Origin of the sequence: Clostridium sp. (assembly GCF_036639235.1) — a bacterium.
Taxonomy (GTDB): domain Bacteria; phylum Bacillota; class Clostridia; order Clostridiales; family Caloramatoraceae; genus Clostridium_AB.
In genome coordinates this window covers 1-12,957 of the sequence record NZ_JAVWJB010000004.1, presented here as the reverse complement: position 1 = coordinate 12,957, position 12,957 = coordinate 1, and the positions used below count along the sequence as shown (strand labels likewise).

The 12,957-nt window shown below is 32.8% G+C and carries 14 protein-coding genes; 3 read left to right on the top strand and 11 right to left on the bottom strand.

Translation table 11 applies throughout. From position 1 onward, the window contains the following. Nucleotides 1-65 precede the first annotated feature (65 nt). From radA to RR539_RS01890, 3 genes are all read right to left on the bottom strand, one after another. Entirely contained in the window at nt 66-1,451 is a 1,386-nt protein-coding gene (gene radA, locus RR539_RS01900; RefSeq protein WP_332473836.1) for a DNA repair protein RadA, read from the bottom strand. A gap of 124 nt (nt 1,452-1,575) precedes the next feature. Next, entirely contained in the window at nt 1,576-4,092 is a 2,517-nt protein-coding gene (locus RR539_RS01895) for an ATP-dependent Clp protease ATP-binding subunit (protein WP_332473837.1), read from the bottom strand. Between the two features lie 96 nt (nt 4,093-4,188). Continuing rightward, complete coding sequence (locus tag RR539_RS01890; RefSeq protein ID WP_332473838.1) at nt 4,189-4,401, bottom strand: hypothetical protein; 213 nt, start codon at nt 4,399-4,401, stop codon at nt 4,189-4,191. A 171-nt stretch (nt 4,402-4,572) separates the two neighbouring features. Between RR539_RS01890 and lepB the strand changes: the two genes are divergently transcribed. Continuing rightward, the gene (gene lepB, locus RR539_RS01885) at nt 4,573-5,091 is read left to right on the top strand and encodes a signal peptidase I (RefSeq protein ID WP_332473839.1); all 519 of its coding nucleotides are present in this window, start codon (nt 4,573-4,575) and stop codon (nt 5,089-5,091) included. A 31-nt stretch (nt 5,092-5,122) separates the two neighbouring features. On the opposite strand, the gene phoU is transcribed toward lepB, so the two are convergent. The 6 genes from phoU to RR539_RS01855 all read right to left on the bottom strand — a co-directional run bounded on the left by phoU (nt 5,123) and on the right by RR539_RS01855 (nt 10,473). Continuing rightward, nucleotides 5,123-5,776 carry a phosphate signaling complex protein PhoU gene (phoU, locus tag RR539_RS01880; RefSeq protein ID WP_332473840.1) on the bottom strand — a complete coding sequence of 218 codons (654 nt, stop codon included), beginning with the start codon at nt 5,774-5,776 and terminating at the stop codon, nt 5,123-5,125. 17 nt (nt 5,777-5,793) lie between these two features. Continuing rightward, entirely contained in the window at nt 5,794-6,549 is a 756-nt protein-coding gene (pstB, locus tag RR539_RS01875; protein WP_332473841.1) for a phosphate ABC transporter ATP-binding protein PstB, read from the bottom strand. 17 nt (nt 6,550-6,566) lie between these two features. Further along, a complete protein-coding gene (pstA, locus tag RR539_RS01870; RefSeq protein ID WP_332473842.1) occupies nt 6,567-7,439 on the bottom strand; it encodes a phosphate ABC transporter permease PstA in 873 nt (290 codons plus the stop codon). Then, nucleotides 7,439-8,344 carry a phosphate ABC transporter permease subunit PstC gene (pstC, locus tag RR539_RS01865; RefSeq protein WP_332473843.1) on the bottom strand — a complete coding sequence of 302 codons (906 nt, stop codon included), beginning with the start codon at nt 8,342-8,344 and terminating at the stop codon, nt 7,439-7,441. The genes pstA and pstC overlap by 1 nt, the downstream gene beginning before the upstream one ends. 28 nt (nt 8,345-8,372) lie before the next feature. Further along, a complete protein-coding gene (locus RR539_RS01860) occupies nt 8,373-9,287 on the bottom strand; it encodes a PstS family phosphate ABC transporter substrate-binding protein (RefSeq protein WP_332473844.1) in 915 nt (304 codons plus the stop codon). A gap of 256 nt (nt 9,288-9,543) precedes the next feature. Next, on the bottom strand, nt 9,544-10,473 hold the full coding sequence (locus RR539_RS01855; RefSeq protein WP_332473845.1) for a PstS family phosphate ABC transporter substrate-binding protein: 930 nt from the start codon (nt 10,471-10,473) through the stop codon (nt 9,544-9,546). Between the two features lie 210 nt (nt 10,474-10,683). Between RR539_RS01855 and RR539_RS01850 the strand changes: the two genes are divergently transcribed. After that, nucleotides 10,684-10,824 carry a hypothetical protein gene (locus RR539_RS01850; protein ID WP_332473846.1) on the top strand — a complete coding sequence of 47 codons (141 nt, stop codon included), beginning with the start codon at nt 10,684-10,686 and terminating at the stop codon, nt 10,822-10,824. A gap of 94 nt (nt 10,825-10,918) precedes the next feature. On the opposite strand, the gene RR539_RS01845 is transcribed toward RR539_RS01850, so the two are convergent. Beyond that, nucleotides 10,919-11,437, bottom strand: coding sequence for a DNRLRE domain-containing protein (locus RR539_RS01845; protein WP_332473847.1), 519 nt, complete (start codon nt 11,435-11,437; stop codon nt 10,919-10,921). 226 nt (nt 11,438-11,663) lie between these two features. Between RR539_RS01845 and RR539_RS01840 the strand changes: the two genes are divergently transcribed. After that, nucleotides 11,664-12,278 carry a DNA-3-methyladenine glycosylase gene (locus RR539_RS01840; RefSeq protein WP_332473848.1) on the top strand — a complete coding sequence of 205 codons (615 nt, stop codon included), beginning with the start codon at nt 11,664-11,666 and terminating at the stop codon, nt 12,276-12,278. 19 nt (nt 12,279-12,297) lie between these two features. On the opposite strand, the gene RR539_RS01835 is transcribed toward RR539_RS01840, so the two are convergent. Then, nucleotides 12,298-12,816, bottom strand: a complete 519-nt coding sequence (locus RR539_RS01835) for a DUF4362 domain-containing protein (protein ID WP_332500176.1) — start codon at nt 12,814-12,816, stop codon at nt 12,298-12,300. Nucleotides 12,817-12,957: the final 141 nt, after the last annotated feature.

The window sequence follows — 12,957 nt, the reverse complement described above, 5'->3', positions numbered from 1 at the left end:
GCTACATCTATACATTATTATTAATATTTATTATTATTATATTTTAAAAAATCCCAAATTATACATTAATTAAATACGTCATTAATAACATCCATTAAGGTTCTACACTCCTTTACCTTAAGAGATTTAAACTCTAACTTCCTTACAATAGCACCCTTAGCTATATATGCTCTTTTAAATCCCATTCTATCAACTTCACGAAGTCTTGCCTCAATAGATGGAACCTTTTTAAGTTCACCTGTTAATCCTACATCTGATATGAAAACAGTGCTAGAATCTATTGGTTTTTCCTTAAATGAGGATGCTATGCTCATAATAGTACAAAGGTTAATAGCTGTTTCTCGTATTCTAAGTCCACCTGTTGTTTTAAGTACAGCATTTTTATTAGCCATATTCATATACCCACGCTGTTCAAGAATTGATATTAAAGTATTAAGCTGATCTCTACCTATAGTTTCACATATTCTTGATGGATATGGCATAAATGAAGTAGAAACAAGTGACTCTATTTCAAGAATTATTGGCCTTGAACCTTCACGTACAACTGTAAGTGCAGTTCCAATAGGCTCATTTCCTTCTTCACGTCTAGTCATAAAATACTCTGATGGATTATCTATAGATATCATTCCCTCTTCTGTCATTGAGAAAAATCCCATTTCACCTGTACTTCCAAATCTATTTTTAGTAGCAACAAGACTACGAAGTTCCTCATCACTATCCCCTTCAATAACAAGTACAGTATCAACTAAATGTTCAAGTGATCTAAGTCCTGCTATCTCTTCATTCTTATTCATCTGTCCAACTAAAAATACTGCCCTAGGCCTTACCTTATTTTTAGCAAGCTTTAGTAGTTCACTTGCACACTCCATTGTTTGAGTTGGGGAACCGGCTCTAGAAGGTAAAAACTCTTCTAATGTAAATGTTTGAATACTATCTACTATAATAAGGTCAGGGTCAACTGAAGCTACTGCACCTAATACATCATTCATACTAGTTGTTGATACTACGTAAATATTTTCACTAATAGACTTTAGTATTCTACTTGCCCTGTTTTTAATTTGGCTATCACTTTCTTCTCCTGATGCATAGAGTATTTTCTTTCCCTGTGATGCTAAATCACTTGCTACTTGTAAAAGTAGTGTTGACTTACCTGCACCAGGCTTTGCTGTAATTATAGTAATAGAGTCACGAACAATACCTGATCCCATTACCCTATTAAACTCGCTAATACCAGTTACTATTCTATCGCTATTACAAGAAGCTACCTCATTAAGCTTTTTAATTGCAACAACTTTTTCAACACGTTTAGTTTGATTCATTATAGCAGACTTAGGCTGCTGACTTACCTCTTCAAATGTATTCCACTGATCGCACCCTGGGCATTTCCCCATCCACTTAGGCGTTTCATAGCTACACTCTTTACAAATAAAACTTATTTTGGACTTTGCCATATAATCCCGCCCTTTTTAAATATTTAACTTATAAACACTATATCCTAAATTAGGGATTAGTTAAAGTAAAATGGTAGAACCATTTGGTCCTACCATTTTAGAAAGTATAACTATATAATTTAAGTTAATCTATATGATCTTCATTAGCATTATCATTATTAGATTGCTTATCTTCAAGTTCAATATTCTCATCAGGTGATGATGGGGTATATTCTCCCTTAGAGATAAATACAACATTGTCATCCTTATAGTCCATAATTATGCTATCACCCTTTTTAACTTTGCCCTTTAGCATCTCCTCTGAAAGTTTATCTTCAACTGTTTTAGTAATTGCTCGTCTAAGAGGTCTTGCCCCATATGACTTATCATAACCAACCTTAGCTAGGTGAGATATAATATCCTGTGTATAATCAAGATTAATTTCGTTAGATGATAACCTTTTGCATACAGCGTCAAGCATAAGACTAACTATCTTCTCAATATCTTTTTCAGTTAGCTTATGGAATATAACTATATCGTCAATTCTATTAAGGAATTCTGGCCTAAAGTGACGTTTAAGGTCTTCTAGTATTCTTTCCTTCATTTTTTCGTGTTCAGCGATTTCACGTGACTCATCACCTGTATCAAATCCCATAGACATCTTATCTATTGTGTGGGCTCCTAAATTAGATGTTAAAATAACTATTGTGTTTTTAAAGTCTATTGTTTTGCCTTGCCCACTTGTTACCCTACCATCTTCAAGTATTTGAAGAAGTACATTAAATACATCTGGATGTGCTTTTTCAATTTCGTCAAATAGAATAACTGAATATGGATTACGACGAACAGCCTCTGTAAGCTGACCACCCTCTTCATATCCAACATATCCTGGAGGAGAACCAATTAATCTTGATACTGCATGTTTCTCCATATACTCTGACATATCTATTCTAATCATATCACTTTCACTACCAAACATAGCCTCTGCAAGTGCTTTTGAAAGCTCTGTTTTACCAACTCCAGTAGGTCCAAGGAATATAAATGAACCAATAGGACGCTTAGGATCCTTAAGACCAACTCTTGCACGTCTAACTGCCCTTGCTAGTGCATCTACTGCTTCTTCTTGACCAACTACCCTCTCATGTAGAATTTCTTCAAGCTTAAGTAGTCTTTGAGATTCATCATCTGATAATCTATTTACAGGTATTCCTGACCACCTTGAAACTACAAATGCAATATCTTCTTCAGTTACTGTTAAGTTATCTGAAAGCTTCTCGTCACTCCAATTACTCTTAGCCTTTGAAAGCTTATCAAGGATCTCATTTTCTTTTGTTTTAAGCTCTGCAGCCTTCTCAAAGTTCTCAGTTCCAACAGCTTCTTCTTTCTCTTTTCGAATAGCCTCAAGCTCATCTTCAATCCCCTTAACATCCTCTGGTGCAGTAAGGTTCTTAATTCTAACCCTAGCTGAGGCTTCATCCATAAGGTCTATAGCCTTATCTGGAAGGAATCTATCAGAAATATACCTAGATGAAAGTTCAACAGCAGCCTTAAGAGCCTCATCTGAAATATGAAGCCTATGGTGTGCTTCATATTTATCACGTAGTCCTCTTAGTATCTCAAGAGCCTCTTCCTTACTAGGTTCTCCTACAAGTACTGGTTGGAATCTTCTTTCAAGTGCCGGATCCTTTTCGATATACTTTCTATATTCTTCAATAGTAGTTGCACCTATAAGCTGAATTTCTCCCCTTGATAGTGCTGGCTTTAATATATTAGATGCATCCATAGCACCCTCTGATGCCCCTGCACCTACAATTGTATGAACCTCATCAACAAATAATATTAAATCACCTGCATCCTTAACTTCATTCATAACGGACTTAAGTCTTTCTTCAAACTCTCCCCTATACTTAGCACCTGCAAGCATAGCTGTTATGTCAAGGGTGTAAACCTTCTTGTCCTTTAGGATTTCTGGAACCTTCCCCTCTGTTATTCTTTGTGCAAGCCCCTCTGCTATAGCTGTTTTACCAACTCCTGGCTCTCCAATAAGGCAAGGGTTGTTCTTACTTCTTCTACTTAAAATCTCAACAACCCTTTCAGTTTCACTATCACGTCCTATAATAGGGTCAAGCTTTCCTTCCTTAGCAAGCTTAGTTAAGTTACGAGCAAACTTCTCAAGTTCCTTTGGATTACTTGACTGTTTGTTATCCCCCTTAACATTAGCACTCTTACTACTTCCAAATGATGCAATTAATTTCTCCTTAAGTGCATTCATATCAACAGATAACCTTTTTAGAACATTATAAGCTAAGCATTCACCGTCTTCTAAAATAGCAAGTAATATATGTTCTGGAGCTACAAAATTATGGGATAAGGCTCTAGCTATAGCCCTTGAAACCTCAATTATCCTCTTATTGCGGGGAGTTAATGGTAAGTTCTTCGGTTCAAACCCCATTATTCCCTTGCCTTCAATCGTAATAATTATATTTTTAAGTTCTGGTATAGTAACTCCAAAACTTCCCAAAATATCAGATGCATTAGCACCCTCTTCCATCATACCAATTAAAAGATGTTCAGTTCCAACATAGCTATGACCAAGCTGCTTAGCTGCCTCTGCTGATGCTAAAACTACCTTCTGACTTCTCTCAGTAAATCCACCAAACAAATCGCTTTCCTCCAATCAAGTCTAGGCTATTTGCCTTAATATTATTTTTATTATTGCCAAAATAGGGAGTAAAATATAACACCTAAAAATAAATTTCTACTTCTTAGCAAGTATGTATTCACTTCCATCTGAGGATACATGGTCATATCCTATTTTATTATTATCAAGTATCCCTAGTATACTTTGTTTTGTAATGTCATTTGCCGTGTATATAGCTAAGTAATCTCCCTTTGAAAGAATACCTGTGGCTTCAAGAATCTCGTCTTTACAGTTAATATTATCATTGACTCTTAATGTATACCTTGACATTTAGACCACCTCGATAGTAGTTTTTACATATTTTAAAAAAACATTCGTATTATTACTAATATATTAATTTTCTTAATAAAAAACTTTTTATTAATTTTTTTCAACTTCTCTATTTCCCTATATTTTTTTACCATTTTAGGTATATAATTAATAGGTATAGGAGGGATGATAATGAAAAAGGTACTATCATCAACAATGGAATGGATAATATGTATAATTGTAGCTGTTGCATTAACATTTATCCTAAAGACTTTTTTATTTGATATTATTAAGGTATCTGGTGATTCAATGTACCCAACTCTACACAACAAAGACATGCTTGGAGTTGAAAAGATAAGTCTCATTAAAAAAGATTTTAAACATGGAGATATAATTATATTTGACCCAGGTAGTAAGGGACATGGAATATACATTAAAAGAGTTATAGGACTTCCTGGTGATACAGTTGAAATTAAAGGTGGCGGCGTATATGTTAATGGCGAGCATCTTAATGAAACTTATTTAGACCCTAACACCTTTACTGAAAACGATATGAAACTTACCCTTGAAAAGGGCTATGTATTTGTACTTGGAGATAATAGAGCTGTAAGTGAAGATAGTAGAAACATTGGACCTATTCCTATAGAGAATATAAAAGGTCATGCTGTTGTACGCCTCTTCCCATTTAACAGTATTGGATTTGTAAAATAAAAAAGGTTGATGGATATCCATCAACCTTTTTTTAGTTAAATTCTTGTCTTTCACCTGTAACCATGTATACAAGTCTTTCACAAATATTAGTAGTGTGATCAGCAATTCTCTCAAGGAAACGTCCTACAAATAATAGCTTAGTTCCCTGTTTAATATTATCTCTGTGTTCTCCTATTAGGATAAATAATTCCTCAACAATATTTTCGTAAATCTCATCTACTTCCTCATCCATTAGGGCTACCTTTTCAGCAAGAGTTATATCTTCCTTAACAAAGGCATCAAGACTTAACCTTACCATGTCTTGACACATACCAGCCATTTTAGGAATATCTATAAGTGGCTTAATAAGTGACTCCTCACCAATTTCAAGTGTGATCTTTGAAATATTAACAGCATGGTCTCCCATTCTCTCAAGATCTGTTATAAGCTTAAGTGCTGTTGCTACAATTCTAAGGTCCTTAGCAAGTGGTGATTGAAGTGCTAAAAGCGTCATACACTCCTGCTCTATTTCAATTTCTAAAAGATCTATCTTATCATCTTCTTCATAAACCCTTTTAGCAAGTTCTACATCTCCATTTTTAAGTGCTGTAACAGACATGTTAATAACACTTTCAACCATAGAACCCATTGTTAACACCTTATGTTTTACGTCAAGAATTCTTTGTGAATAATGCTCTCTACTCATTACTTTCCCCCCTTCTTCTAACCGAAACGACCAGTTATATAATCCTCTGTTCTTTTGTCACGTGGGTTAGAGAAAATGTTTTTTGTTATATCGTACTCTATAACCTCACCATTTAGGAAAAATGCAGTATAATCTGATATTCTAGCTGCCTGGTGCATAGAGTGGGTTACCATAATTATAGTATATTCATCTTTCAAATCAAGTAAAAGTTCTTCTATCTTATGGGTTGATATAGGGTCAAGTGCTGATGTTGGCTCATCCATAAGGATAACGTCTGGCTGCATAGCTATTGCTCTTGCAATGCAAAGTCTTTGTTGCTGACCACCTGATAGCTCTAGGGCTGACTTATGAATTTTATTCTTAACCTCATCATATAAAGCTACTGATTTAAGTGTACTTTCAACAACATCATCTAGAAGTTCCTTGTCTTTGATTCCATTTTTACGAAGACCATATACTATATTCTCATATATTGATTTAGGAAATGGATTTGGTCTTTGGAAAACCATTCCAATATTACGTCTAAGTTCAACAGAGTCTATACTACTTGAATATATATTTTCGCCTTCAACAAGTATTTCTCCTTCTACTTTTATACCATCTATAAAATCATTCATTCTATTAAGACTTCTAAGGAATGTTGATTTACCACATCCTGAGGGTCCTATAAATGCTGTAATCTGCTTATCATATATGTCCATACTTATATTTTTAAGTGCCTTATTGTCACCATAATAAAAGTCCATATTGCTTATTTTAATCTTTGTATCCATCTCATTCACCCTCTTCATTAGTCCTTCATTTTGATTTGATACTTGTTTCTAAGTATAATAGCTATTGAATTTACTAAAAGTAGTATAGCAAGTAATACTAAAATTCCTGCTGCTGCTAAATGTTCAAACTCAACCTTTGGCATTGCTGACCAGTTAAAGATCTGAATCGGTAATGCTGTAAATGAATCAAGTGGATTCGTAGGTGCAAATGATATATATCCAACTGCTCCTACAACTATTAGTGGTGCAGCTTCACCAAGTACCCTTGAAATACCAAGTATTGTACCTGTTAAAATTCCTGGAATTGAGTAAGGAAGTATAACTCCAGTAACTGTTTGCCACTTAGTAGTACCTAGTGCATATGAAGCCTGCTTAAGTGATGATGGTACTGTTCTTAAAGCTTCTTGAGATGCAAGTATTATAATAGGAAGCACTAATAGCGCCATTGTAAATGATGCTGCAAGTATACTTCTTCCCATACCAAGTCCACGAACAAAAATCGTAAGACCTAGTATACCGTATATAATTGAAGGTACTCCAGCAAGGTTTGCTATATTTAACTTAATAAACTCAGTAAGTTTTCCTTCCTTAGCGTATTCCTCAAGATAAATAGCAGTTCCAACTCCAACTGGGAATGCTATTAAAGCTGTTAAAACAATAATCCATAAACTTCCTAATAGTGCTGGGAAAATACCTGCTCTACTTGGAAGAATTGATGGGTAATTCGTAATAAACTTACCTGTTAGGTAAGGTACACCCTTTATTAAAAGATCTATAAGAAGAATAGCTAGCATTATAATTCCGAACATAGTACAGGCAAATATAACACCGTGGAATATTGAGTTTTTCATTCTACGTCTTTTGATTCTTTGTGCGCTTTTATCACCCATTATAGTGCCCTCCTATATTTCTTAACTACCTTCTTAGATATTATGTTAAGTATTAGTGTAATTATAAATAGTAGTGTTCCTACTGCATATAACGTTTTATGTGAAATTGATCCGTATGGAACATCTCCCATACTTACCTGTGCTATAAATCCTGTCATTGTTTGTATACTTTCAAGTGGATTAAGTGTAAGCTTTGGGGTTGATCCCGCTGCCATGGCAACAATCATTGTTTCTCCTATTGCTCTTGATATAGCAAGAATAAATGAAGCTGCAACACTTGAAATTGATGCAGGTAAAACAATCTTAGTTGCTACCTCAAACTTAGTTGAACCAAGACCATATGCTCCTTGACGTAGTGAATCTGGTACTGCCATCATAGCATCTTCACTTAGTGAGCAAACCATTGGAATAGTCATTATTCCTACTGCTATACCTGCACTTAAAGCATTAAATACGCTTATATCAGGGAATATTGTCTTAAGAATTGGTGTAATCGTTGTAACTGCAAAGTATCCATATACTATTGATGGAATACCAGCTAAAATTTCAAGAATAGGCTTAATTATCTTACGTACCCTATTTGGTGCATACTCACTTAAGTAAATAGCAGCACCAAGTCCTATTGGTATTGAGATTAAAGCCGCAAAAACAACAATTAATAATGTACCAGCAACAAGTGGTAATACCCCAAAGTGTGCATCAGCAAATAATGGAGTCCACTGGGTACCAGTTAAAAATTCAACTATTGAAACCTCTTTAAAGAAACTAAAAGTTTCTCCTATTAGAGATAATATAATTCCAATTGTTATAAGTATTGATATAATTCCAAGTCCCATTAAAGTAGCTTTAACAAATTTCTCTCTTTGCTTCGTCTTTGCCTTGCTTGGGAATACAATCTTTCTCATTTCAATCCTCCCTTAACTAGTATGATAATTACTTTTTACCTGCTAGCTCATTAACCTTATTTAGTGCATTTTCGTATTTAACGTCTTCTAGTGGATAATATCCAACCTGAGTAATAAATTCCTTAACCTTTGTAAAGTAATATGTTAAGAATGTGTGTACTTCCGGTCTTTTTAGTGATTCTTCGTTAACATAAATATATAAAGGTCTTGAAAGTGGTGAATACTTATTTGAACTAATCGTTTCAGCATTTAGTTCAATCCCGTTAACCTTAAGTGCCTTTAGCTTTGAGCTATTCTCTTCATAGAATGCTGCTCCAAAATATCCTAATGCATACTTATCATTTGCAACTCCTTGAATTAAAACGTTATCGTCTTCACTTGCTGTAAAATCAGTTCTTATTGACTTACTTTCTCCATTTATTGCCTCTGTAAAATAATCAAATGTTCCTGAATCTGTTCCAGGTCCATAAAGCTTAATTTCTTCCTTTGGCCACTCAGGTCTTATATCACTCCATTTTTTGATTTTAGAACCTGGTTCCCAAATTCTCTTAAGTTCCTCTGTTGATATATCTGAAATCCAATCATTTTGTGGGTTAACAACAATGGCAATTCCATCATATGCAACCTCAAACTCATGCATTTTTATTCCATGTTCACTAGCTTTATCAGCTTCTTCTTTCTTAACTGCTCTTGAAGCATCATTAATGTCAATTTCTCCAGCGTAGAACTTCTTAAAACCTCCACCGGTACCTGATGTACCAATAGATACTCTAACCTCTCTATGTTCCTCATTAAAATACTCAGCTACAACCTGACTAATAGGTGCAACCGTACTTGAACCGTCTATCTTTATTTGTTGATGTTCCTTACCTGTACAGCCTACTGCTGTAACTCCAATTAAAGTCACAAGACCTGCTAATACAAGTCCCTTTAGTTTTTTCATTAGGGATTTCTCCTTTCAACCTTACATTAAATAGTTACAATTTGATTATAATTTTACTATACCTCATATTCTATCCTCTTAAGTTAATTCAATGTTAAATCCATTTAACATTACTATAAAATAACAATTAAATATAAAAAATCTCATAACTATGTAACTATAGTGTTCCTAAAATCCCTATAAAATATTTAAAAGGGCTACTAAATCTTATTTATCTCTCTTGCTTTAAATAGCCCTTCATACTTTAAGATTGAAATTATTTTTGTGTTAATTTATGAATCTCTTCTTTAGCATTTTCATATTTTGAGTCCTCTAAAGGAAAATACCCAACCTGTGATACTAAATCTTTAACATTATTCATAAAAAAGTTTAGGTACTCAATAACTTCTGGCCTTTTTACTGATTCACTTGATACGTAAATGTATAAAGGTCTTGAAAGGGGACTATACTGCTTGTTTGCAATTGTATCTGATTTAAGTGCTACACCGTTAATAGTTAATGCCTTAAGCTTATCTATATTTTCTTCATAATAGGCAGCTCCGAAATAACCTAGTGCATACTTATCATTTGAAACACCTTGAACTAAAACATTATCATCTTCACTTGCTGTAAAATCAGTTCTAATCCTCTTAGCCTTACCGTTTATAGCCTCAGTAAAATATTCAAATGTTCCTGAGTCTGTACCTGGTCCATAAAGTCTAATCTCTTCCTGTGGCCACCCTTTTCTTATATCGCTCCACATTTTAATCTTTGAACCTTCATCCCATATCAGTTTAAGTTCTTCGCTTGTTATATCAGTTGCCCATGTATTTTCTTTATTAACTACAACAGCAATACCATCATATGCTACCTCAATACCAGTTACGTGAATGTTTTTTTCACTTGCTTTTTTAAGTTCTTCTTCCTTAATTTTTCTTGAAGCATTATTTATATCTGTTTCACCTGCAGTAAATTTTTTAAAGCCTCCTCCTGTACCTGAAACCCCAATTGAAACCTTAACATCCTTAAATTCCTTATTAAATTCCTCTGTCACTGCCTGTGCTATTGGGGCTACTGTACTAGACCCATCAAGTCTAACTTGTCCCTGAATATTACTAGTAGTCTCCTGATTTTCTGAGCATCCTACAAAGCTTAATGCTAGTGCTCCAATAACTGTAGAAATAATTAACCCTTTAATCTTCCCCATTTAATTTTCCTCCTAAAGAAAAAATAATTTATGAGTTAATTATAAGATTTAAAAATACTCGTAACTATCACTTAAAAGTTAAATAAAGTTTAAGTGATTTTACATTTTTTGTGCATTAAATTAACATTATTAACTTAATAGTTTCACAATATTCATTTTTTAGGAATAGATTGAATATATATATGTATGGACTATAAGGAGGTGATTAATATGCTAAGTACAAGTGCAATCATAGGCTTAGTTTGTATTGGTGCAATGATCATAGTATCATTCGTAACTATTAAGTCAAATAGTAAGAAGTCCTCCGACTCTAAAAAACTACCAGAATCAAAAGAAGAAAAGAACGAGTAAAAAATATAAAGCTTGTAGATTACATCTACAAGCTTTATATTTTTAGATCATTTATACATTCTAATTATAACTTAAGGGTATATAATCCCCCCTATTATAGTTCATATTCTAGTATAGGTGGCTTTGAACTTTCAGTAGATGAGAAGTGTACAATCGTTCCCTCATCACCATGTGGATATATAGTAATTCCATTGTTAACTATTTCATTACTTAACCATTTGTTAAATATACTAGTTATATCTATTTCTATATATTTTCCTATACTTAATTTATCAACTATAAACTCAATATCCGTAGAAGAATACTTTGGCAAACTTACATAACAGGTATCTGCAATATATACATATTCCTTGTTTATACCTATATTAAATTTAATATTCTCAATGGTTTCATCTGGCTGCTTTTTACGAACAAATATCTTCAGTATAGCCTTTTTAACTACTGATGCCTTAATACAGTCTGTATTAAACTTCATTATTGTCTTAGCTAACTTAACATCATCATCCCTTTTTAATCTTCCAATTAATAAAAGTGAAGATAGATGATACTTCTTATATGGTAAATTGCTTATAACAAAGGTATCTTTCATATATTTTGACTTTAAACATGTCATACATACACCCTCCTGCTATTTCTTCCTAGTATTAATATATTCTAATAATTTAAAATTATTGTATATATAAACTATAGAATTTATCTATGATATTCTATGTATCTAAAAAATTTTTAGTATAATATCATCATTTGATATAATTAAATTATTAAGTATATAATTTTTCTCTGCATAATATATACTTAAATTGTTACTATAAGAATAATAATATTTTTATGGAGGAATTATGAGAAAGCTTGATCCTAAATTTTATTTACAGGATACACATACTGTTGCTAAAGGTCTACTTGGTAAAAATCTAGTACACTTTGTTAATGGACATTATCGAATAGGAAAAATAGTTGAAACTGAAAGTTATATCGGATCTATTGATAAGGCATGCCATGGATACAACTATAAGAAAACTCCTAGAACAGAAACTATTTTTAATGCAGGTGGGGTTTCCTATATATACTTAATATATGGAATGTATAATTGTACAAATGTAGTTTGTGAAGTAGAAGGTGAACCCTGTGCCGTTCTTATTCGTGCACTTGAGCCTATTCATGGAATAGAGTATATGTGCATTGATAGATATAAAAAATCTCTTAATGAAATTACAAAAAAGCAATATATAAACCTTGCTAATGGACCTGGTAAACTTTCTATTGCTATGGCACTTACTAAAAAACATAATAATATTAGCTTTAACTCCGATGATTTATTTATATGTGAAAATGAAAATATATCTGATGATAATATTATAAAATCAAAACGTATTAACATAGATTATTCTGAAGAAGCACGTGATTTTCTATGGAGATACTATATAAAAGACAATAAATATATATCTAAAAAATAGCCTACTTTAATTAAGTAGGCTATTTCTTTATATCTTTGTAATATAATATATCGAATGTCTCTCCAGTATCTAGAGTTGCTACATAAAGCACTCCATCATCCTTGTTATGGTAGTTAATAGAGGAAACCTCATATCGTTTAATCTCCCTATATTCCCTATCTATAACCTCATCTCTAGTATTATCAGTTACTAAAACAATATTATTACCATTAAAATAAAGATTTTCAATTAAAGGGACCTGTCCCTTTGTATATGTAACCACCCTAATTTTAGAGATCTTCTTCTTATTAATTTTAGTCATAAATTCGTCAAGTCTATGTTTATTGTGTATTATACTATTAACAATAACAACATCTCCGTTATTTATAGCTGTTTCCTCTGTATATTCAAATGGAATATTCTTAGTATCAGCAACTACAACCTTCTCTGTAAGCATATTCTTCATCTCTATGTTATGACTATACTGAACCTTGCCTATTAATAATATACTAAACATACCTATACATATTAATGTTAATACTCTTCTTTTCATAATCATATTAATAGATAAACTATCTACTTACCTCCTTATATACTTATATATTTATATGATTAACATAAAGCATAGAAATGATACAACTGCAAATAAAAAAGGCATAGAAAATTCTATGCCTTTAATTGCTTAAAAGGGTCAAAAAAT